At 63.8% G+C, this 23520-nt stretch carries 14 protein-coding genes; 8 read left to right on the forward strand and 6 right to left on the reverse strand.

Annotated elements, in window-relative coordinates; genetic code table 11:
- Window positions 1-774 precede the first annotated feature (774 nt).
- The gene (locus ACWEIJ_RS45080; protein WP_449843448.1) at window positions 775-3405 is read left to right on the forward strand and encodes an ATP-binding protein; all 2631 of its coding nucleotides are present in this window, start codon (window positions 775-777) and stop codon (window positions 3403-3405) included.
- Here the strand turns inward: ACWEIJ_RS45080 and ACWEIJ_RS45085 are convergent.
- Window positions 3402-4346, reverse strand: coding sequence for a helix-turn-helix domain-containing protein (locus ACWEIJ_RS45085; RefSeq protein WP_449843449.1), 945 nt, complete (start codon window positions 4344-4346; stop codon window positions 3402-3404). The genes ACWEIJ_RS45080 and ACWEIJ_RS45085 overlap by 4 nt on opposite strands.
- 190 nt (window positions 4347-4536) lie before the next feature.
- Here ACWEIJ_RS45085 and ACWEIJ_RS45090 point away from each other — a divergent pair, with 190 nt between their 5' ends.
- The gene (locus tag ACWEIJ_RS45090) at window positions 4537-5541 is read left to right on the forward strand and encodes a TauD/TfdA family dioxygenase (RefSeq protein WP_449843450.1); all 1005 of its coding nucleotides are present in this window, start codon (window positions 4537-4539) and stop codon (window positions 5539-5541) included.
- A gap of 442 nt (window positions 5542-5983) precedes the next feature.
- Here the strand turns inward: ACWEIJ_RS45090 and ACWEIJ_RS45095 are convergent, their stop codons facing one another.
- The 3 genes from ACWEIJ_RS45095 to ACWEIJ_RS45105 all read right to left on the reverse strand — a co-directional run bounded on the left by ACWEIJ_RS45095 (window position 5984) and on the right by ACWEIJ_RS45105 (window position 12097).
- A complete protein-coding gene (locus ACWEIJ_RS45095; RefSeq protein ID WP_449843451.1) occupies window positions 5984-7504 on the reverse strand; it encodes a hypothetical protein in 1521 nt (506 codons plus the stop codon).
- Complete coding sequence (locus tag ACWEIJ_RS45100; protein ID WP_449843452.1) at window positions 7501-11133, reverse strand: AAA domain-containing protein; 3633 nt, start codon at window positions 11131-11133, stop codon at window positions 7501-7503. Before ACWEIJ_RS45100 ends, ACWEIJ_RS45095 begins: the two co-directional genes overlap by 4 nt.
- A 628-nt stretch (window positions 11134-11761) precedes the next feature.
- On the reverse strand, window positions 11762-12097 hold the full coding sequence (locus ACWEIJ_RS45105) for a hypothetical protein (RefSeq protein ID WP_449843453.1): 336 nt from the start codon (window positions 12095-12097) through the stop codon (window positions 11762-11764).
- A 307-nt stretch (window positions 12098-12404) separates the two neighbouring features.
- On the opposite strand from ACWEIJ_RS45105, the gene aroB reads away from it, so the two are divergent.
- The 5 genes from aroB (at window position 12405) to ACWEIJ_RS45130 (ending at window position 19069) form a co-directional block, all read left to right on the forward strand.
- The gene (gene aroB / locus ACWEIJ_RS45110; RefSeq protein ID WP_449843454.1) at window positions 12405-13556 is read left to right on the forward strand and encodes a 3-dehydroquinate synthase; all 1152 of its coding nucleotides are present in this window, start codon (window positions 12405-12407) and stop codon (window positions 13554-13556) included.
- Window positions 13549-15204, forward strand: a complete 1656-nt coding sequence (locus ACWEIJ_RS45115) for a hypothetical protein (RefSeq protein WP_449843455.1) — start codon at window positions 13549-13551, stop codon at window positions 15202-15204. Before aroB ends, ACWEIJ_RS45115 begins: the two co-directional genes overlap by 8 nt.
- A gap of 20 nt (window positions 15205-15224) precedes the next feature.
- Window positions 15225-16139, forward strand: coding sequence for a phosphotransferase family protein (locus ACWEIJ_RS45120; RefSeq protein WP_449843467.1), 915 nt, complete (start codon window positions 15225-15227; stop codon window positions 16137-16139).
- Between the two features lie 330 nt (window positions 16140-16469).
- Window positions 16470-18212 (forward strand): hypothetical protein, encoded by a 1743-nt coding sequence (locus ACWEIJ_RS45125; RefSeq protein ID WP_449843456.1) that lies wholly within the window; start codon window positions 16470-16472, stop codon window positions 18210-18212.
- Window positions 18213-18277: 65 nt separating this feature from the next.
- Entirely contained in the window at window positions 18278-19069 is a 792-nt protein-coding gene (locus ACWEIJ_RS45130; RefSeq protein WP_449843468.1) for an aldo/keto reductase, read from the forward strand.
- 352 nt (window positions 19070-19421) lie between these two features.
- Here ACWEIJ_RS45130 and ACWEIJ_RS45135 read toward each other — a convergent pair whose 3' ends face one another.
- Together ACWEIJ_RS45135 and ACWEIJ_RS45140 are read right to left on the reverse strand one after the other, a co-directional pair.
- The gene (locus ACWEIJ_RS45135; protein WP_449843457.1) at window positions 19422-19859 is read right to left on the reverse strand and encodes a hypothetical protein; all 438 of its coding nucleotides are present in this window, start codon (window positions 19857-19859) and stop codon (window positions 19422-19424) included.
- Between the two features lie 44 nt (window positions 19860-19903).
- Window positions 19904-22816 carry a CHAT domain-containing tetratricopeptide repeat protein gene (locus ACWEIJ_RS45140; RefSeq protein WP_449843458.1) on the reverse strand — a complete coding sequence of 971 codons (2913 nt, stop codon included), beginning with the start codon at window positions 22814-22816 and terminating at the stop codon, window positions 19904-19906.
- Window positions 22817-22833: 17 nt separating this feature from the next.
- Between ACWEIJ_RS45140 and ACWEIJ_RS45145 the strand changes: the two genes are divergently transcribed.
- A complete protein-coding gene (locus ACWEIJ_RS45145; RefSeq protein ID WP_449843459.1) occupies window positions 22834-23253 on the forward strand; it encodes a hypothetical protein in 420 nt (139 codons plus the stop codon).
- The last annotated feature ends 267 nt before the right edge of the window (window positions 23254-23520 follow it).

Consider the following 23520-nt stretch of genomic DNA (forward strand, 5'->3'; position numbering starts at 1 on the left):
TCGAGTCCCAACACACCTCGAAGTTGATCACGGTGGCCGTCTCACATCCCCGGCAGGTCATCGACCAAGATCACGCCATGCGGCTGTAGTACTAGCGGGCGAGGGCCCTGGCTAGATGATCAAGAACCATGCCTGATTTGAGCGAAGTGGCTGCGCCGAGCCATGTCCGGACCTAAATGCAGCACCACTTCACCACTTGGCGGCCGGCGGACAACTACTGTAGTGGCGTGTCACGCAGCTTTGGCCTGGTGCTGGGCAGCCTGGTACTGGATCTAAAACTGACTGAGGTTGTTGACAGTCTGGGCTCCGGATGGCTAGGAGACCCCGAATGTCAGAGCGCGTGTGGAGTGAGAAGGATCTGGTTAGGCATGCTCGTCGGGGCCTGGCGCGATGGCGCCGGTCGAAAGGGGCCGAAGCCCTGATCGAGCCAGATGTGCCGTACGCAGGTCAGCCGGGGCTGACCTGCGTAGGCTTCGAGCGGTGCTTGGTTGTGACTACCAGGTGCTGGATGAACAGCAGGGGCAGGACGCTTGCGAGGCTGAGCCTGCCCCTCGCTGTCAGCCCAGACCGCCCAGCAGCATCGATTCGCTGTTGATGACCAGGTCGGGCTGCACGGTTCCTCCTCTCCTACGCTCGCCACCTCCCCGGTGGCTCGTGTGCTTCGGACGAGGGAAGCGTGGCCGAACGGCGCCCGTTCCACGGCCGATCTTTTGCTCTGTTTGGCTTCGTTTGGCATTACGCTTCGTCATCCGCCGCCACCGCTTGGAGCCGCCAGTGCCGAACCGTGACGCTGTCGATGCTTGGACGAGTGAGCTGAACCTGCTGGAGAGCAGGTACAAACGGAGGAGCGACGCGCTCTCGAGGCCCGGACGGGCCAAGAAACTCGGTGTCACAGGCCAGACCGTGCGGAATTGGCACAAGGGCGACACCCAACCCGCCGCAGACATGATCGACGCATATCTGCAGATGCTCGGCGCCGAAGGCGAGGAGCTTGGCAGGCTGACTGACCTGTACGACCGCGCGTACGGCATGAAGACGGCCAGGGATGACGTTCCACGACAGCTGCCCTTCGGCCCTCAGGAGTTCGTAGGTCGTTCGGCCGAGCTCGAAAGCCTCGACAAGCTGCTCACCACCGGCACGGGGAAGGCGGACATCGCTGTCATCTCGGCCGTCTCCGGCACTGCGGGAGTGGGTAAGACGGCGCTCGCCGTGCACTGGTCCGGTCATGCCGAGTCGCGCTTTCCCGATGGAACGCTTTACGCCAACATGCGGGGTTACGACCTGGAACACGCTGTCGAGCCGGCCGAGGTGCTCGGTGAGTTCCTCCGAGCGCTCGGCGTCAAGAAGATCCCGTACGCGCGAGACGAACGCGCGAAGCTGTTCCGCTCGACGATGCGGAACAAGAAGATGCTCGTCGTCATCGACAACGTGAACTCGCCCGAGCAGGTGAGGCCACTTCTGCCGGGGACGACCAGTTCGCTCGTGCTCATCACGAGCCGGGACGCGCTGAGCGGGCTCGTGCAGCGGGACGGCGTGAAGCGGATCTTCCTCGACGTGCTCTCCGCCGAGGAAGCCCAGGAGCTACTTCGTCGGCTCATCGGCCCACGTGCTGATGACGCCCCGGAGGCCGTTGCCAAGCTCGCTGAGCGTTGTGCCCGTCTGCCGCTCGCACTGAGGATCGCCGGTGAACTGGTCGCGGTACGCGGGCAGACGAATCTGACGGATCTGGTTGAGGAGCTGGTGCAGGAGCAAAAAAGGCTCGACATGTTCGAGGTCGCGAACGATCCGCGTACCGCCGTGCGGTCGGTGTTCTCGTGGTCCTACGGGCACCTGCCCAGGGAGTTACAGGCGGTGTACCGCCTGGTGGGATTCAGTCCGGGCAGGAGTTTCGACCCCGCGGGGTTCGCGGCGGTGACGAACGCCGAGCTGCCCGAGTCCCGCTATCGCATCAACGCGCTGCTGCGCGCCAGCCTGCTCAAGGAGGTGTCGGCGAACCGCTTTGAGCTCTACGACCTCCTGCGCGAGTACGGAAAGGAACTGGCGGAGTCCCTCGACGCCCCCGGCGATCGGGTGCGCAGCGTGCAGCGGCTTGCCGACCATCTGATCTGGCACAGCGCCGTGGCGTCCGACGCCTTGTACGCGACAAAACACGTGGAGCGGGTTGCGTTCGCGAAGGGCCCTGCGGAGCCGTTTCGCGACAAGCCGGAGATGATCAAGTGGTTCGGCGCTGAACGCGAGAACGCTGTCCTGGTGTGCGAATGGCTGGCCGAGAGCGAACTGGCCGACCTCACAGCGGCGTTCTCGGCCACCATGCACCGCTATTTCGACGCGAACGGCTACTACGAAGACCAGTTCGCAGTGCAGCGGAGCGCACTGGCCGTGGCAGAGCGGACCGGCGACGAGGAGTCGCGGTTGGCCGCCGAGATGCGCATCGGCACCACGCTGCTGCGAGCAGGGCATCTCCCCGAGGCCCTCGAGCACTACGAGATCGTCCTCGATGGAAACCGTGCATTGGGCAACATCGACGGCGAGGCACGAGCATTGGGCAACCGAGGGCTGGTGTTCGAGCGAACAGGAAGATTCCAGGAGGCGTACGAGAGCTACCTGGAAGCCCTGCGGCTGCACAGAGTGGACGGAGACGACGAGGACATCGCGAACTCGTGCGCCAACCTCGGCAACGTGCTGGAGTCGTTGGGGAAGTACGAGGATGCGCTCGGCTACTTCGCTCAGGCGGTGGAGTCGTACAAAGCCAGCGAGAACGTTGCGGGCCTTGGACGCACGCTGAACAACATCGCGAACGTCAACTACCGCCTGGGCCACTATGAGAAGGCGCTCAAGGGCTATCGAGCCAGCCTGGACCTCAAGCGATCCATCGGAGACAGACTGGGCGAGGCCAACGCCCTGGCCAACATCGGTGCGACGCTGATGACCCTGAAACGCGACGACGAGGCGCTGATCGAACTCCAGCGAGCCAAAGAGCTGACCGACCACGTGGGTGATGTCGCGAGCAAGGCCTCGATCACCAACAACCTGGCTTCGGCCTACCGCGTCACCGGACGAAGCGAGAAAGCGCTCACGTACCACGAAGAGGCGCTCGCCGTGAGCGTCCGATCCCAGGACCGCGGCCTCGAAGCGGAGATCCTGAACGACCTCGCCACGACGTTGGCGAGCGTCGAACGCTACGACGAGGCCGCCGAACACCACCGCCGCGCGATGACCCTCGCCGCGGGCGGGGACCACCGCTACGAGTCGGCGCGGGCACTGGACGGCCTGGCCAAGATCGCCTTCGCCAACGGAGACCTCGGCGAGGCAAGGAACAACTGGTCGAGGGCTCTCGCTATCTTCGAAGCCCTGGGCACGCCACAAGCGGCCCGGATTCGGTCGGACCTCGACGGGATGGACTAGGAGTCGGTCCACCGGATCCCGTAGCCGTACCCGATCCGCAGGTTCCTGAAATGCACCCGCACCTCGCCGGCAACGTCCGGTTCGACGCGTTCGCCGGAGGGGTACTCCTCGTAGATCGACGCGGTCGGCGTCGCTTCGAGCATGTACACAGCCGCGGGCGGGCGCGCCGGGTCGAACTTGACGATCAGGCGGAAGGCGTCACAACGGCATTTCGGCGCGTAGACGTAGTGCGGGGACAACAGCTGCCCCTGCGGTACCCGCAGCCGAAGCTCGTACTCGTGCCGATCTCCCGCCGAGAGCGGAGTCGCCGGTCGGATCACGTGTTGGAAGCGGCTCTCCGAAAGCTGCGTGCTAGCCGCCAGGATCCCGCCGTAGACGAGTTCGGCTTCGACACGGTGCGAGGAAAGCCTGTCAGCGGCGTGCCGCGGGACGCTCACCCCAGTGCTCACCTCCCTTAGGTCGTTGGTCACCGCGACGACGGTCCGCCGTTCGACGACCTCTGCGGGCTCCGGGTGCACCCGGACGAAGGCGTGGAATTGTTCGCAGTACCAGCCATCAGGTGCCTCGGCGGCAGATGCGACCACGCGCGCCGGTTCGTTCTGCGCGGGTGGCCGATGGTCTCCGAAATCGGCGACGAGGTCGGCAACACTGCAGCGGTAGAGCGACGCGAGCTTGTCGAGCTGGTCAAGAGGTGGAACGTGCCCGCTGCCGTGCGGCCACGTCTCCCAGGACGAGATCCGCTTCGCGTCTTTGATGTCGTCCGGCCACGTTCGGCTCCACAGCTCGGCCACCTCGCGTTGCGTCCAACCGTTGATCACTCGCCACGCCTGGCGCGCGTTGAGCCCGTGCTGAAGGCGGAGCGCGGCCACGATGTCCGGCCTCGATGTCCCGGCCTCGCGCAGCTTCGTCACCAGTTCTTCCTGATCATGGCGCTGGCTCATGTCCGTCCTCGTAGTCGCGTGCGGCGGGCGCTGTGTTCGTGCGGGCGTGACCTCGACTCAAGTATCCCCGCGACACGAGGAGAACCATCGCAAATCCCCGGTCACACGAGGTCGATCTCCCATTTATATCTTCGTAGCTTAAATTCCGTCTTCAGTTCCTGCGAATTTCTCGAAAGACGGGAGAATTGATTTGACGGCAAATCTGGGAAAAGTTCGTAAATCCGCTCCTTCAAAAATCTCGCTCACCCGCGCGGAGGCGGACGGGGTCGTCGAGCTGGCCAGTTCGATCACCGAGGAAGCTGCTGTTGCCCCCGAAAAGTTCTGCGCAGCCGCCTCACGCGCCGCGCGACGCCTGCCCGACCGAATCCAGGACGCCCTGAGCGAGTTCCGCCGCTGGGGAAGCGACACGGGCACGTTCCTGATCCAAGGGATGCCGATCGGACCGGTGCCCATGACGCCCCCCGACAACACCCGTCATGTCGGCGAGACGACCATCCTGGCCAGGGCGCATGCGATGGTCAACGAGTTCCTCGGGCACATGGTGGCCTACGAGGCAGAAGGCTTCGGCCGGCTCTTCCAGGACATGGTTCCTTCGCGCGCGGCCGCGTCGACGCAAACCAGCCTCGGGTCGTCAACCGAACTCGAACTGCACACCGAGCAGGCGTTCAGCGCACTTCGCCCGGACTACATCAGCCTGTCCTGCCTGCGCGGCGACCCTGGCGCCGAGACCTATACCCTCACTGCCACGCAACTGGACGCGGCCATCACCGCAGGGGACAGGCTGGTGATGCGCCAGAAATGGTGGCACACCGGCGTCGACGAGTCGTTCAGGGCAGGCGGCCACGCGTTCGACGAAGGAGACCGCCGAGGCCCACTGGCCATCCTGGACGGCGCCGAAGAGGACCCGTTCATCGTGTTCGACCAGGACCTGATGGAGGGCATGAACGTCACGGCCGCGGCGGCGTGCAAAACCTTGATCGAGGTCTACCGGGCCAAGCGAAACCGGCACGTCCTCAAGCCAGGTGAGCTGCTCATCGTGGACAACAGGCGGGCTGTGCACGGCAGGTCCCCGTTCCATGCGCGCTTCGATGGATCTGACCGGTTCATCATTCGGACGTTCGTGACGACGGACCTGGCGCGATCCCGGTTCGCCCGGCCAGGCGACGGCCGGACGATCGCTGCCCGGTTCAGCTAGTTCACGCCGCAAGGCTGACCGGCACGAGAACGCACATATGTCCGCGACTTGGTCCAGGGACTAGCCAAAGCGGCTGGTACTCACATCTGATAGGTGAGTACCAGCCGCCGGGCTGTTGACGCGGTCGGTCCGCGGCACCGGCAGGGGTTCAATCCGAGGCAGGCCACGGGGTGGCCGATCGTGCGAACCACGGTCATGCCACTGCTCAGCGAGCTCCAGCCCGTTGATCTTCTACAAGGGTGAAGACGCACTGCTCGCACATAAGCCCGCTCTCACTGCACGAGCACCTAAGAGTTCGAACGCTCGCTCCGCAGCATAGATACGATGTCTGAGGCCCGCTCACAGCTTGACGCTCGATAGCTGCTGGTGCGTACCTCCGTTGAGTGACCGTCAAAGGTTGTGCCCATCCGGGTTCTTGTGGTCCGAGTCGCGCTGACGGGCGCTATCTCGGCGCGTCCGGAGCTGCGCGGACGAGCTGGGCGCCGGGGCCACGCACGATCAGCTGAACGCCTCTGCGCCCGACGTCGCCGCCCGCCGGGTCCGGGACGTACAGGCCGACGGCGGCGTCGACGGCTAGGACGTCGTCCACTGCCAGGCACTCCTCGTCGACGAGTAGCTCCGCTGTGGTGGCCGTACCTTCCACGGCGGCGTCCAAGGAGCGAGCGGCGTCCTCTTCGACGTCGTCGGCAAGGTGCCGCCATCTAATCGGCTCGCCCGCGAAATCGTCGCCGCTACGGCCGGTCCACAGTGAGGCGACGGCGCGGGCGAGGTCAGCACATAGTGCGGGCGAAAGGACCCGTACGCCAACGACGTGAGGGCTTCCAGCCGTTCCGCCGACCCACGCGTGGTCGGTAACGACGCCGACGAGTTGTCCTGGCGCACTGTCCCAGAGCAGCAGGCTGGCACCGCTGCCCGTGACACGAGTCCGCAGCAACGCTCGGCCGCGGCTAACGTCGGCGCCGTAACCGATGCGGTTCGCGATGGCTTTCAAGGCGGTCGGGTCTCCGTCAGTAGAGCCGACCAGCAGGTCCACACGGACGCCCCGGGCCACGGCGTCGGCGCAGCCAGCGGCCAGTGCCTCGAACACGTCCGATCCGTCGATACGGGGAATGGCCAAAGCGACGCTGGTCCGTGCCGACTGGAGCGCCTGGGCCAGAGCGGCGGTGTGCGCCTGCTCGCCACGCAACACGTCGTCGGTGGCGAGCAGCACGGTGGTGCCGCGCCGGTTTACCCGGTCTTCGTTGGTCACAACCAGGGAGCGGTGTCTCGCGGGGCGGGCCGTCCCGTGAGACGTTGCAGGCCTGCGAGGGGAACTGTCGACAGCTGCGGCGGCTGCAGCCAGAGCCGGGGCTGTAAGAGCGTGGCGCCAGGGCGGCGGCAAGCCGAGCACCTGCTTGGTGTCAATGTCGACGTCGAGGGGGAGCCAGTGCGCGTCGCGGCTGATCTCCTCGATTCGGCCGATCCGGCGCACCCGTTCACCGGCGTCGCGGTGCAGGAGCTTCTGGACCTGCGCCTCGTCCACAGAGTCGCGCACAACCCTAGTACCAATCCTGGGGGCGGTGTCCCAGACCTCGGTCAGGTCGTCCCGGCGGTAAGGCCGAGCTTCAGACTGCCGGGCGACTTGACCGGAGTGACGCTCCATCACCACGATGCCGGGGCGGGCGGTCTCGACAATCACCGATACGGGCTCACGGTCCCCGCTGACGGCCTCGTACCCAGCCCCGGTAAGCACAAACGACGCTTGTGGCCCTCGTTGGACGGCGACCCAGCCAGCGTTGACGAGCGTTACGACGGCCTGGACGAGAAGCCTGTCGTGCACGCGGAAAGCCTCGGCCAGCGACCGCAGGGTCGCACCGCCGTCGGCGACGGCGGTGAGCACCATGTGCTCAAGCCGGCTATACGGCTTACCTCGGGCGAGGTCGTATGGGACGCGAAACTTGCTCACTGGCAACAGGACGATCATGACGGGCCACCAAGGTCGGCACCAAGCCGAACGGCACGGCCAGAGGCGAACCAATCGCTTAGGTCGGTGACAATCCGTTTGAGGTGCCACAAGGGGTTTGCGGTGTCGTCGAGCTCGACGGTGCGGACCTGCTCCCGGAAGAAGTCCCAGGAACCTACGAGCACGAGCAGCCGCTCGGCACGGGACAGCAGCACATTGAGCCGGCTCGCGTCGTCCAGGAAGCCCAGGCCGTGTCCCGGGTCGTGAAGGTTGTTACGCACCAGGCTCACCGCGATGACGTCGGCCTGGTTGCCCTGGAAGGAGTCAACGGTGTGGACGCCGCTGGCGCCGCCGGGAGCGCCAGGGCGGGCGTTGAGGGCTGGCTTGAGTTCGAGCCCTTCAGGGAGGGAGGCCTTCTTCATCCGGCGTCGCAGCAGAGACGCCTGCTGGTTGTACGGCGACAGGACGGCAAGCTCCGCAGCGCCAGACGCCTCCCGCCGCAACGACGCCAGAAAATTTGCGAGGGCCGTGGCCTCGGCGTCGTTGGTGTAGCGCGGTCGGCCCTGGGCCGGCCCGGTCTCCGCCGTCCTGGGCTCGTCGCGGCACCACGGGACATCGAGCCAGACGATCGCCTTCCCGCGGATCTCGCGCGGTTCAGCGAAACCGTGCAACACGCGGGCAATGGGCCTACCTTCTTGGACGGTCCTGTTTACGAGCCGATCGTCGTAATACGCACGCGAGATCAGCTCGCCGATGTCGGGATGCATGCGGTGCTGCTCGATGAGCACGCCCGCGGCGGCGCCGCCCGCCGAGTCGTCGGTCAGGCGCTGCCCGGCGTCACCTTGACCGACGGCGACCTGGCAGTGCTCGAACGTGCGTTTGAAGGTCTTGAGCCAGTCCTTGGCGTAGCTCTGGAAGGCGGCGCGTTCTTCGGTTGTCTTGTCCTTCCACGACGAGACCCACTCCCAGTCCAGGACGCCAGGCCCGGTATCGGGCAGCGCTTGCAGCGCCTCCACAACCTCATCGAGGGCGTCGACGCCGCGCAGGTAGTCCTCGTACCGATATGGCGGGAGCTGGTTGTGGTCGCCGATCAGGAGCCACCGATGGCCCGCCTGCAGGGGCAGCGCGAGGTCGAAGCCGTGCGCCTTCCCGGCTTCCTCCACGATGGACCAGTCGAAGGACTGGTCGCCAGCGATAGCCTCGAGCTCGCCAGCGCTGGTCGTGCAGTAAGTCAGGTTCGCGCCGCGCTTGACCAGTTCGACGAAATCGGCGGCGCCAGTCCCGCGTGCCTCGTGGCTGGCGAGCTCGTCGGCCATCGCCGTGGCGTGGTCGAGCCAGTCCTGCTGGGCGGGCGTGCGGTCAGACAGGCTGGCGAGGGTGCTGCTGCTGTCACGCAGGACCTGTAGGGCGACGTCCTCGACGGTGTCTCGTGCGGTGTCGTCGTCCCTGCGAGACCCGAGCCGGACCGCAAGGGGCCTGCGCTCCGGTGCGACGTCCTTAAACGCCTCCGTAACCCGTGCCCGGAGGACATCGACGGCACCATGTGCCTGGGCCGTGACCAGGACTTGCGCGACTGGGTCGTCGTGGAGGATCTCGCGCAGAAGCCAGGCGACCAGCGTGGTCTTCCCGGTGCCGGGCGGGCCTTGCAGGGCATAGATGGGCCGGACCCGCAGGATGTCCTCGATCGCGCGGCGCTTGGCTTCGTCGACGGTCTCTGGAGCGAGCCGGACAGGCAGGTCGGCCGCGCCGGTGTCGATGTACACCTGGCCAGGCGCGGCCAGGCTGCGCAGCAGATAGCTGTGGCGGTCGAGGGCGTCGATGGCCTGTTTGCGGCGTCGGATGAGCTTGAGTTGACCGGGCATGCCCGCGCCGCGCAGGTACCCAATTGCGGGCGGCGACGGACGGTCGGTGTCGAAGGTTTGGCGTCGCAGCGTCGCGGTCCGCGCGTTGTCGTCCACGGCGTGGACGCGCCACTGGTTGTCTTTACCGCCTGCTGGCAGTGCCAGAGCGTCCCCATGCTCGCCGGACAGGATGATGCTGCCGCTGTCGGGCTTGCCAGCCTCAAGTTCGCGCTGAAGGAAACCGGCGAGGTCGTCGTTGTGCAGGAACGCGAGGACCTGCCTGTTCTCACGGCGTGGCCGCTCACGAACGATGATTTGCTCGAAGCCGGGGTCGTCGGCGGGGTCCGGCCCGGCGATCAGCTCGATGGGAAAGATCGTCGCGTCGAGCATGAGCAGCTCGATCTGGTGAGTGGCGCGGACGAACTGGTGGAATTGGGCGAGGTCGCGCGCCAGGTCGGCGCCGCGCTCGATGCGAGGCAGCACCGTGTCCCATGTCGCGGACGCCAGGGCCAGGCCCCGGTCGTTGTGAGCAGCCCTTGTCGACCTGACCGCGAGCCGGCCGGCTGGCAGACGTACGCGGGCCGCCCCTCCCTCACTGTTCGTGAGCTGGGCCGGGCCTACACAGAATGCAATCTGCCATGTAGGCGCGTCGTCGCGGTGGGAGTACTTGCGGAGCCGGACCACTGTGCGCCGGCCGACCAGTAGGACGGTCTCCTGTTTCGGTACAGCGTGCAAGGACCCGCCGTCGAGGTCGCGGCGTAGAAACACCGCCAAGCCGTCGGTGTGGGCGACGTTCCGCGGGTCGTAGGGCTGGCCGTCGTCCAAGCCGAGGTGCTCCCGTAGCCCTCGCTCGAGCAGGTAATCGTAGAGACGAGCCTGCTTTGGGTCGACGATGAGCGTGAAAGGTCGATCGTCCGCGCGGGCTGCCGGCGGGGCCGCAAGCAGCGCGACGATCCCGCGAATGGAGAGCTGAACGTCGTGCGGGCGGGTCATCCGCTCAAGCGGCTCGGGGTCGATCAGGCGGAGGAGCAATGTCCGTTCAGGCTCCGTGAGTGTGGTCCTTGCGGCCTCAATAGCCTTTACCACACGGGCGTACCGCTCAGTCGGTGTGTTGTTCGCGTACCGCTCGAGGTTGAGCACAAGACGCGCGCACAGCATGCCGAAGCCAAACCAGTCGTCGTCGGGGCGCCAGGCCGCGGTGTCGCCAGCGAGCCGCTCGGGCGGCGAGGACCAGCTGACGGGCGGGTCGGCGTCCAGAGGGCGGCCGAGCCGGACAGACCACTCGAAGCCGCCAAGCCGGATGGACTCGGCAGGCTCGTCGGGCAAATACAGCAGGGCAGCAGCGCCGACGTCACGGTGCAGGACGTCCTGAGAGTGCAGCACGGCCAGTCCAGCGGCGACACGGCCAGCGGCTCGCCAAAGCTCCCGCCGATCGGCGGGGTCGCGGGAGGAGAGCCAGCTGTGCTCCGCCCGAGCAGCGAGAGCGTCCGCGACACTGTCGTAGCCGGGCGCCTGCAGGACCATGACGAAGGACTTCGCGTCACTGTCGAGACCTGCGTCCTTGAGAACGGCCATAGTGTTGTCAGCACCAGGGCTGCTGCCGACCCTGTAGAGAGTGCGCAACTCGGCGTCCCAGAGTGCCTGCTGAACGGGGTCAGGTTCGTCGCCGTCGTAGGCCCACGTGCGGGCGAGGTATTGCACGCCGTCCTCGTCGTAGGCGGTCCACGCTTCGGCGTCTCCGGCGGCCGACCTGCGCATGCCCAGCTCATAGCGTCCTCGAAGCAGGGCTGCACCCTCGGCCAGCGGCATGTGTCTCCTTCGTTGGCGCAGAAACTCTAACCTACGAGTACCTGAACGGCGACGAACGCGGAAGACATGCTTCACTGCGGTCGTCGCCTCGTCCGGCATGAGTGCGACCGGCATGAGTAAGAAGCGCGGCAGCAGCCCAATCAAGCCCGCCGAGTGCACGTGCAAGTCGCAGAGATCGACCATCCGGGCCGGGAGGTCGATCGACGGCGAGGGCGCCATGCACGCCGTCGAGGCAAACCTGCTCGCCCAGGTCGACGCTCACCACGAGCAGTTCACGCGTCGCTCGCATGACGAGTCCGGCGCTGACGAGGCAAACGCCACGCGAGCGAGTGGACCGTCCGACGCGTGCCCACATACCCAAGCCGCTCCACTGGCGGAAGCGGACATCACGGCACGCGGTGCCAAGCCCTGTCCGTAACGACTGGTCCTGCCGAGCGGTCAGCATCTACCCTCCGCCGCCTCCAACCGGAACCGCGCTCGGATCAGTGCAGGCAGGCGATCGAAGCCCGGCGCCTCAATGATCTCGGTCAGGGTCGTGCGCGCCGCATCGTGATCTCTTGCGTCAGCAAGCTCCTCGGCCCGGCGAAGGCTCTCGAGGACCTCATGCTCGTCCATCGTGCACCGATCGTCAGAACCGACCGGCGACGTAGTCGCTAACCTGCCGCACAGACTTAGGCGGCACGCTCCGACGACCCGACTTCTTGCCTTCGGTCAGGCTGTTGACCGCTGCGGAGAACAACAGCGGAAACGCCGCACCCAACACCGCCACCTTCAGCGCTGCCTGCGACTCTTCCCAGCCAAACAGCGCCGCCCCAGCACCCAGCAGCACCAGGATGACCGACGCGACGAACTCCTTTGGTGTCGGCGACTTGTCCGATCGAAGCGCCCCCACGATGCGGATCAGTTCGGCACACAAGGCGCCCAACATCCCAACCAAGACCGTGCCCAGCATTCCCTGGATCATGCCGCCTCCCATGCATCGTGCTCGACACGTCGCACAAGTGAGTTCGATCGTTACGCCCAGCACACACTCTCGCCTGGGAAGCCGGCATCAGAAATTCGATGCGGCGTGGAGTACCGAGCCGCCATCTCCGGACCACTACAACATTCAGGTGACGACGTTCAGGCCCAGTAACAACCGTCAGGCAAAGGCGTATTTCTACGACAGGCACCACGCATCTGCACCGGAGCGAAGGAGAGCAGATGAACTTGGCTCGCACTGAGTTTGGGTCCAGCGGCCTCACTGAGCCCAGTGTCACGGGGTCACCAGCATGACTGGCCCGCATATCCGCGGCAGCGCCTCGATGATCGGCCTAGAAAAGTCCGCAATCGCGGACTTGAGCCAAGCCGCACCCAACCTTCGATTCCAACCCGGCGCGCTCGCATCCCCTCCGGATTGGCTGGAAATCTTTCCGGAAGCGAAGCAAATGGCAGTGATTACCAGCAAGCGGGTTGGCGAGGGTTTTGCACGCGGCGCGCTGGAAGCACTCAGGCGCGGACCCATTCCTCTAACCGTGCTGTGGGTTCCAGACGGGGAGAATGCCAAAACACTACAGGTAGCGCACCATTGTTACGAACAGTTGCTAGCGACTCGGCTCGGACGCGCCGATGTAATCGTTTCGCTAGGCGGTGGTTCGGTAAGCGACTTGGCAGGGTTCGTTGCATCCACATGGCATCGCGGGACCGACGTCGTGCACCTCCCTACGACCCTACTAGCACAGGTCGATGCCTGCATTGGCGGCAAGACTGCGGTCAATGTGGGAAGCGCCCGAAACGTGGTAGGTAGTTTTCACGACCCGAAGCTGGTGGTTATTGACACACAGGTGTTGAGCACTCTAAGCCAGCGAGATTTCGCCTCTGGAATGGCAGAAGTGGTCAAGTGCGGCTACATAGCCGACCCTCGCATTTTGACGTGGATTCAGGACACGGCTTTGCAGGACAAGTGGATCACGACTACGGAGTTCAAACAATGCATACATGCGAGCCTGACCGTGAAAGCCTTTCTCGTCAACGCTGACCGGGAAGACCGCGCACAACGCATGCTGCTCAATTACGGGCACACGATCGGCCAAGCCATCGAATCCGCATCAGGGTTGCAGGTCTATCGACACGGCGAGGCCGTCGCACTTGGCATGATCGTCGCAGCTCGTGTTGCTGAACTGCTCAATCTCGGCCAGCCAAACCTGACCGAGTCCATGAAACAGATCCTTGCGGCACTGGGACTACCTCGCGAGATACACGGACTGACCTACGCTGACATAGAGCCTCGGATCGCCTTGGACAAGAAGACTGTTGGCAGAAACAGTGCGTTTATCCTAGTTAAGGAGCCTGGCATCGCAGAGATCGTGTGTCTCCCAGATGCCGACATACTTAAAGAGGCGTTCGCGGAACTCCTACCCCAAGGAGGTAAGCGCGGTGCCTGACTTGCCACCACCGTCGCGCACACAGGAGTTCCTAGGCGAGGCACTCAAGGACAACTTCCTCACTCCTGCCGAAGATAACCTTTCACTGCTCGCTGAGCGGATCGAGGAAGTCGGGAAACTGCTTAACCTTAAGCGCGGGCCTCGGCCAGCTCAATACGGCAACAGCAACTTCAGTTACCCGGACTCAGATGACTGGCCAGCTCTCGCAGAGATGGGAGCCGATCGAGCCGCCGCCCTCGCTCGGACCTTGGACGGTTTTGAAGGAAGCTTCCGCCAGCACAGTCCTGACTTGCTGTTCAATCTGTCGCCGTCGCCAATGATTGACGCCGTCGCCCTAGCGGCGGTCACAATGCAAGTGAACCCAAACGGAATTTGGGACTTCGCCAGCGGCAAGTTCGGGCTGCTTGAGGAGAGGTGCATCCGGCAGCTTGCCGGACTGGCTGGCTGGTCTAATAATGTCGGAGGGATTTTTACTCCAGGCGGGAAGTTCACACTGCTTTACGCAATAAGGCACGGCTTGCGAAGGGCCCGAACCGAGTCCGTGTCCGCCGGAGTTCAAGCAAGCTGCAGGGTCTTAGTCTCACCATACGGGCATTACTCACTGGAGAGCGTGTGCAACTGGCTGGGTCTAGGTCGGTCAGCGTGCCGAAGGGTGAGGGCCGACGAAAGCGGTGCCCTCGACCCGGATGCGCTCGAAGATGAGCTGCGCCAAGCTGTCCATGATAGCGTGCTCGTGCCTGCGATCGTCGTTTCCGGCGGATCCTTGATCGACACCCGTGTCGACAACCTTGCCGAAGTCCGACGAGTGATTGATCGAGTCGTTCATGACCTCGCGTTGCCGTATGTCCCACACTTACATGCCGACACAGTTGTGACGTGGCCGTGGTTAACCGTCAGAGAGTCCGATCCCGCATTCACAAGGCTGAGCACGGACGCACAGCGGAGGGTGTCCGAAATTTCCGCGGGACTTCGCGCCATCTCCTATGCCGACTCCTTTGGAGTCGATTTCCATAAGACAGGACTCGCTGCTTACACGTCCAGTTGTTACATAACCCGTCACATGACCTCGCTCCGGCGCTTAGAGCGTGACGATCAGGGTCTAGACGTCCCACTGCGCCGACAGGGCGATCGTACGGTGTATCAGTGGAGCCTCGATAACTCGAGATCGTGTACGGGCGTCGTGATGGCCGACTTCGTGCTAGGCAGGTTGGGGCGGGCAGGGCTGTCGGAGTACGTGTGCCAACTCGCCGAAGTCTCAGACCGATTCCGCAGGCACCTGCGCGGCAGGTTTAGACATCTTGGCACCATTGTCAACCAGAACTCGCTCGGACTCGACATCGTGATCAGACTCGATCTCGGTGCCGGGCCAGCAGCTGTCGACGAACTGGACTACGAGAACTTCAGGGACTGGTTGGCAAAATCCGAATATGCAAGCTCGCGGCCGGTACCGGTCCTTGGCTACGTGCCTCATTACCGAGACGGAAAACCTGCATTCCTTCTCCTGCCTAGTTCGCTGTACTCGGATGACGAATCCACAGTGTCTGCGCTTACCGAGCTCGCGGCCGCCATCAGGTCGTATCGCGCCAGCCGACCGACCGACGTGAGACGCGACACTCGGGAACATGCGCGCCCGATCCCGCCTCGATGAAGGCGGAGGAAGCCATCGAAATGAACTGGCATCCAAATTCCGCCCGCACCTGTTTGACACAATTGTGCGAGGAGCGCGGGATCCGAGGACCACGGGATATCACGTTCCTACACTGGGGGAACAATATCTCTTTCGGTCACGTTCGCGCGAACATAGTTTTCCGTGTTACGCCTCCCTGGATCCCTCGTGCACCGGTTGAACGTGAGGTGCGCACAGCAAACTTCCTCGCCGAATCCGGATATCCCGCAGCCAGACTGAGCCGTCTTTGGCCGAGTCAACCAATCTCGACCGAGGCTGGCTGGGCCACCGCATGGGAGTGGACGCCTGGCCGCAGTGGCGGTAAGGAGCACTACGGCGAGCTGGGTCTGCTATTGGCGCGCTTGCACGCATTGAGGTCACGGGAAGGCTTGTTCGACCGGGCATGGGACGTGGAACGACATCCCGAGCGTCTCGCCGGTTTGGAAAGCGAGGCAAAACGACACCATTGCATTGCGGAGTTCAAATTTCTACGAAGTGCACACGAGGAGCAGATCATCTCATCGGAGTCACCGTTAAGAACGGCGCCTGACCGCCATGTTCTTACCCATGGCGACGCACACCCAGGAAATCTCATTGTTGATCACAAGGGCAGATCGATTCTTGTGGATTTTGAATACTCCGGTACAGCCGCGCCAGAATGGGATCTCAGCGAGCCGCTGCTACATGTGACTCGCTTCGGCATGCCCGCTTCGCTCTGGACCGATCTGCGCACCGCCTACGGTTCGGCGCAAATCGACAACGACACCCTCATGACCATGCTGCGGACCCGCGAGGTCAAACTCGCATCCTGGGCGATGGACCGAGCACTTCGTACCGGCGTAGGCATTCAGGAGGCGCTTCGTCGAGCTCGGACCTTGATCCACGACGATCCAGATATCCATTGGACGCCTATCTAAATCAACGACGCCGGCGGCGCAAACCGCTCGATGCTGCCACACCGCCGCACGCCCCAACCGCCGAACCGACGAGTGAGACCACCGCGTTGCCGCCGAGGATCACGCTCAAGGCGATCAGCGCACCTGTAACGAGCAACAGCATAGCTAGGACGCCAGCGAAGACCACGATGAGCAGCCGGACAGCTGCCCGAGTCCGTTCTGGATCCCTGAGGATCTTGGCGAGTAGAAGTTCGCCCCGGCCCCGCGGTCGGGCGGGGTCAATTTCCGAAGTCATGGTTCACAAGATCCGCGAAGACACCCCGCTGGCGGCGAAGTCGCTGGAGATGTGACATGAAAGCGCTCATCGACGAGGTTAAAGTCGCGTTGCGGTCGGTCCGGACCTGGCGTCTTGGACGCGGCTTCGTCCGTCCACCTGCGGCCTGGTGCAGTGACCTGACTGCGGCGGGCCTGCTCGTACTGCTGCGCTGGGCCGTGCACGAGACACATGGCTGGACTGGCGTCAACGGCCTCACGCTGCGGGTGTACTACGGGCTCGACGTTGCTCCTCCACGATCTGAGCGAGATACCGGTCGAGTTGTCGCTGCGCAGATTCAGGCCAATCGTCCTTTCAGTATCGCCTCGGTCCGCCGAAAGCTGCGTGCCGGCGAGAATGCTTTGTCTGCCGTACTGCCTAGGTCGTTACCGCGCGGGCGAGTGGAAATAACCGCAGAGGCCGACCCGGTAGCAACGCTCATCAACGCCCTTCCAAGTCCTCCCTGGGGACTCTTCGAACGCCGCTTGGCGCACGGCTTGCTCGCCCTATCGCTACCGGTCGCGCGAAAGTCTTCGCGATCACACGCCAGCCGGGCCACTCACTCGCGGGAAGTCCGGACTGCACTTGCCAACATAGACGTGGCGACCGTGATCACGGCAATGACAGAGCAGCTCTGGCCGCCAGCTATCGGCCGACAGCTGACCGAGACTAACTCGACTCCTGGGAGCTCTACCGATGCGGCCTTGCGCGGCGGACCTCTACACGAATCGTACACGGGTCTCCTCGAACTGACGCGCCGCGCGCTCAGCGAGGACGGCATTATGGCCAGCTACTGGCTGCAGAAAATTCGGGAGATGCGAACTCAGTCCGACGTCTTAGGAAATAAGACCGAACTATCGCAACAAAACACAGTCGAATATTGGTACCGCGGGCAACTCGCATTCGACTACCAGGATCTAGCCGCTCTTCAGAGGGAAGCCAGTGGTCCGCGCTTACGGTCTCTACCACCATTAGGTAGGGCCGACGGCTTCCATACCAGCAGCATCCACGCCGCCATGATCTACGAAGCGCGGATCCTGACCAGCCATGGCCGATTCGCGGAAGCTCATGCACGCGTCGAGCAACGCAGACGAGAACTACTAAGACCCACACATATTCGCGAACCGGATGCAGATACCACCTACCGTGCTCGCATGAAAAGCAAGTTAATGGCCAACCAGACCGAACTGGAAATTCTCGTCACACAGCTGGAACGCGCCCAAAAGGAACCTCAGGCATCGTTGCGACACCTATTCCGACAAGCCATGGCGCTGGCCGACTCAATACTCGTCGACGCAGAGGAGATGACCAACGAATTTGGATATAGCCACTTCGCAGCAATAGCAGTCCGCCTTCACCTGGCCATGGCCGATCGAGCTACAAGTAAACGCAAACGAGATCAGATGACCGCCGCCGCAGTTGACATCCTTCAGAAGGAGGATCGATATCAACCATGCCCCTGCGGATGCACGTCAGTGTCCAATGGAACTGCACTCCGCCTAGCAATCGCCAACCACGATATACCCGAGACTATCCGTCTACTTGAAATGGGACAGAAGCAAGTCAGTCGGCGACCGTTCTTTGACAGTGACACACTTGAATTCGCGATTCTTCATCGAAAGGCTCGAGAACTTGCCGAGATACCCCCGCTCGCGCGCGGCGTCGGCCTCCTTCGACCCCGCGCCGGCTCACCCAGGCGCCATCACGCCGCCTGGCTCTATATAGCGTCGATATCGCCTCATTCTCACACTCCATCACGCCTCTATCGGGACAAACCATGAGCATAAGCCCTCATATGCCGCAGGAAGATTCGCCACAAACTGTCGTCATAGCCCCAAACGTACGTATGCCACGCCTAGGATTAGGCACGTGGAGATTGCATGGACACTCCTTACGAAGCATATTGGATCAAGCATTCGACGAGGGTTATCGACTTGTCGACACGGCGTCATACTACAAAAATGAATCTACAGTCGGGCAAGCAATCAGGCTGAGCGGTTTACCACGCGAGTCCATCTTTGTCACAACGAAAATCCGCGGTGCCGATCAAGGCCGTCAGCGAGCTATCGCCGGATACGAGAGCTCACTACGCCGCCTTGGTTTAGACTACGTCGACCTGCTCCTTATCCACTGGCCATTGCCCTCGCGCGACCTCTATATTGAGACTTGGGAATCACTTATCGAACTTCGAGAACGCAACATGGTTCGCGCAATAGGAGTATCGAACTTCAATCCCCATCACACCGGCCGAATTGTTGACACTACCGGCGTCACCCCCGCAGTAAACCAGGTGCAATGCAATCCTTTCGTCCAAAATCGAGCAATGAGGACATACAACGATACTCTCAAAATTCACACCCAGGCGTGGGAACCGCTAGGGCCGACCAGCAATGTTCTGACATCAGGCCCGATCAAGGCCGTCGCCAGCCATCTTGGCCGCACACCGGCACAAGTCGTACTCCGGTGGCATATACAGGTTGGAAATTCCATCGTGCCAAAGACTTCAACACCTAGTCGCTTACGCGAAAACCTCGACGTCTTCGACTGGAAACTACCGGCGGACATGCAACGCCTCCTGGATAGCCTCGACGACAGCCGGGCATCCCGAGCCGATCCAGACATCCATATTGTTGACTAAACGCGTCAGCAAAAACTATTGCCGACTTGCCGAATTTCGACCCGCTCTCCATTTCCTGGCTTCGGAATTCCTGAACTGCGGACAGAAATCCGACAAGCGAAGGCAGTCGCTCAGATAATCTAATTATGCGACCAGCAAGACCAGGTCAGCAAAGGCTTCACTGCTAGACGACCAGAACAAAACCGCGCGGAACTTCCATACCCCACCGAGCTTCCGGTGGAACGCATTCGAGTAATGACGCTCAGTGCCAAGGCGTCGACACTGAGCTATGGAAATTCAGGAAGATCACGAGCAAGTTGGCGGCAGAGAGCCCCTCCGTGCCCGAATATTGCGATCAGGAGGACATAGCCGCTCAGACGTAGGCGTTCGCGAAAGCCTCGGCGAAGTCCGGTTCGGTTACCGTCCCGTTGCCACCACCCCCGGTCGAGTAACCCTGGCCAGACAAGCCGATGATCGGGTCGAGCACTTCCAAGCGGAAGTTTCTGATCCAGTCACTGATCTCTTGATTCTCGTACAACGAATGCGGGGTCAGGACCGCGAGACCTCCGCCCGGAGATTCCACAACGCCCCAGATGACACGGTATTGAGCCATCTCGCTCACGATGAGTCCGTTGGCGTGAATCTCCGCCTTTTCGACGAGGCGGGGAGCCACCTGAGCGATAGCTCTCTTGACGTCCTCGACTCCCTTGAAGCCTTGGACGGTGATGACAAGTCCTGATGCGTCCACGAGCTTGTAGAGTGTTTCCACCAGCGTTCCTCGCGCGGTGGGGCTGATGCGCAATGTGGTCATCTGTGAATCCGTTCGTCGTAGGCTCGAGTTTCGAACAGGGCCGTTCAGAGGAGGTCTCCCGATTCCCCGCCGGCAATTGGAGACCAGTGAAGAAGGGGAAGCAGCGAGACGGTTCCGTTGCGCAGCGGGCGGCTTCCCGAGTCGGCGAGGATCTCCTGAGCGCGTTCGACGACGTCGCCGAGCGCGATCGGCCAGCCGCAGTCGATCCAAGGTGGCGCGTCGCAGGGCACTTCGTCGGCGGCCGACCACAGCGTCCAGGGGAGGGGTGCGGAAGAGAGAGTCGTCGGAGGCAGTAGTTCTACGCGCAACTCATCCCGGTCGTCGTCCCGCGACTCCGGTGCCCGAGCCGGTTCGACGAATCGGCGCAGCGTCCCGGATATGCGCAGCGACTCCACGATCTCGGCGAAGTGGCGGTGACGACCACCGAGCCGCGCGGACCGCAGGAAATCGTCGGTGGCGTGGTCGATGGCGGTGCGCCACCCGGCACGCTCGGCGATCTGCGGCAGTCGCCACGACATCGACTGCATCGCGGCCCAGGCCCCACCCAGCAGGGCGAACCTCGTGAAGCTGTCTTCCGGGAAGGTCAAGCCCTCGTTGAACAATGCCCGCGCATGGGCCAGCCACTGCCCGGTCTGGCGGTAGTGATGCTGCGCGAGGCGGAAGAGCACCCGTGCCTCTTCCTCCTCCCCACGCCTGCGGGCCACCATCCCCAGGCCCAACTGGGTGTCGGCGGCATCGTGGTGGTTGCCCACGTTCAGGAAGTAGGCCAGTGCCTCGGAATACCTGAGGTGCGCCTCTGCCAGGTTTCCCGCACGGAACGCGACGAGGCCGAGGTTGTGGTTCGTCCGGGCGGCCTGGTTCTCCGACGGATCCACGGAGGTCCAGTGACGGAGGGCGGACTGCAGGTGTTCCCGCGCGAGGTCGAACGATTTCACCTCCGCCAGGGCCAACCCCGAGTTCTGGTTCAGTTCGGCGAGCTTGCCCTCCAGTTCGCCTTCTCCGCAGGTCTCCCCGTACAGTTCACCGGCCCTATCGAGGTGCTTCAGGGCCTCCTGCGGTCGGCCCAGATAGACCAGGACTGCGGAGAGGTTCACCAGTGTGTCCGCCGCCTCGCGCTGAAAACCACCGCTCAGCAGGTCGTCGGCGGCTTCCCGGTACTGGTTCGCCGCGAGGTCCAGCTCACCGCGCTGGAAGCAGACGTTGCCCAGGTTCTGCCCCACGATCGCGACGCTGCGTGCTATGCCCAGCTCGCGGTACAGCGGCAGAGCGGCGCGGTAGCGCCGCTCTGCCTCATCGAGTTCGCCCAGGAAATAGGCGGTGTTCCCGACGTTGATCGTCGCGTCCGCGATGCCCTTTCGGTCGTCGGCGGCCAGGAACCCGGCGAGGGCCACCAGGTAGTGGTCACGCGCTCCGCTCCAGTCGGCACGCCCCAACGCCTCCGTGCCAGCCGCCAACCGGCTCGCTGCCTCCGCCGCGTCCTGAGGCACCTCGCACCCCGCATCGTCTTCCTCGTCCGGTGCTGTGGAGGACTGGGGCGGCGGCTCGTCGACCACGGGGATCGAGGCGATCGCCGCCTCCGGTACGTCGTAGGTCACCAACGAGGCCCACACCAGCGGAGCATGCAAGCGGCGTTCGGCGTCGGTGCCTGCCGAACGCCACGAGCGCAGCCGGTCGCGTTGCCAGTCGCACACCGAACCGGCCGGGTCCTTCGATGTCAACGCCTCGTCGACGGCCAATGCGAGAGCGGTCGTGGCGCACCCGATCCCCGCTCCCCCGGCGACCAGGTGTTCAGAGCCGTCGCTGGGCAGACTCCAGCGGGTCGTGGTCACGGTGCGCGCGCCCGCGTTGAGGGCCGCCAGCGTCAGACCGATCTGCTCGGCATACCCGGCGTCATCCGACTGGCACGCGATGAACGCCACCCGCCGGGGCGCGGGCCACTTCTCCGGTTCCCGCAGCCACCGTCCGGCGGTAAGTCGCCCTTCCCCAATGTCGGGATCGGGGGCGAACTCCAGGCTGGCCGTAGTCGGCATCGTGGTGTCGGCCGCTGAGGCGTGGCCGACGAACACCATCTGCGACCACGTCCGGGACCTCAGCGCAGCGCCCAGTTCGCCCGGTGAACAGCCCGCGGGTGTGACTGCGCCGAGCACCATGTCTTCCGTGTCGGACCTGGCGTGCCACTCGTCGGGTATCCCGTCGGGGTAGATGCGCCCGCCACCGGTCCGACTCCCGGCCGCGATGGGGTCGACCACGCGCAGCGCAGGACCTCCGGCCGCGAACGGCGCAGCCGGACGGGCGAAGTTGACCAGCAGGCCCGGACTGATGCCGCCCAGGACGTCCGCGCGCTCAATCAAACGGACGTCTTGCTCGTCGTCCACGACCAGCAGTTCCCACGGCACGAACGACAATCCGGGGCCGGGAGCGATGATGACCCTCGCAGTGCTTGGCTCTGCCCGTTCGAGCCGGCCCCGGAGAGCCTGTGGCAGCAGTATCGACCCGAGCTCGCGGAGCAGGGCGAGGTTGTCCGCCACGTCGACCATCGCCCCCGTCCACGATCGCCGTGCGGCGCCGTCGAGCACAGTGGCCCGTCGGGCGAGAAGTTCGATGCGGTCAGCGATAACAGCAGCCATCACGTCCACATCTTCTTGGCCGGTGACGGCGTCGAAGGTCTTTGACGTCGCGGAAGTCGGGAGGACGGCCCGTTCGATGCGGTGGTCGATCTCGGCGAGGTCTGTCCGCTCATGCGTGGTGAGGCCGGGAAGTGCGGACATCAAGACGTTCAGCGGCGAAGCGAGCCGGTGGCGAGGTATGGATCCTACCTCCGGCGGCTCGGCATCCGGTTGATCCGATGACAGCCACCAGTGCACGTGCTCAGCGGTCTGCCAGAAACCCAACCACCACACCTGCCGGGGAGTGCCGGAAATCTTCACATGGTCCTTTCGGTGCTGGTGGTCCGCCACCGTGCCACCATGTGCTGGTGACACGACTGAACCTGCCGCTGGACGACGGCTCGTACCTCGTGCTGACCGGACTCGCCGGCGAAGGCTCATCGGACGAAGAGCTGTCCGGGAGAGCGCACACGCTGAACGTGGCCGACTTCCTGAGGGATGCCGTCCTCGCCGGTGTGTCCGGGAACTTCAGCTACGACATGTTGAAAGCCGTCGGCATTCAACTGCGTGCCCGGGGACTCCTGGTGAAACGCTCGCAACCCTTGGCCGCTGATGTCACCGAGACCGCCGTCCAGTGGCTCGTGTCAGCCGGCCACCCGGAGGTGCTCGTGTCGCGGGTGGAACAGTTGGCGGACAAGTCCTGGTCCGTCGAGGGAACTGTCGATCAAGGCCCGTTCGACGCCAGAGTCGACCCTGAGGGGCAGGTCATGCAGATCCGTGTCCGATGAGTGACCGGATCAGCCATTGCCGCAGTGTGGACGCTTTTTCACGCGTTCCGACTTCTTCTGTCCGCAGTAAGCGCATTCCACGCTGTCGGCCATGTTCGCCTCTTCCGTGTAGGTTGATCTGTCAGTCGCGACACCGATCTCGGGCGTTACATTGGAGTCAGAACGAGAAACGAAATGCAAGCCGGGATCAGGGGTGACGTGGCGGGGCAAGCGTGCCTCGGCCCGAGGACTCCCCTCGACGCCATCGAGGCGGAGGAGACATGGGCA

Source organism: Lentzea sp. NPDC004789, assembly GCF_053601075.1.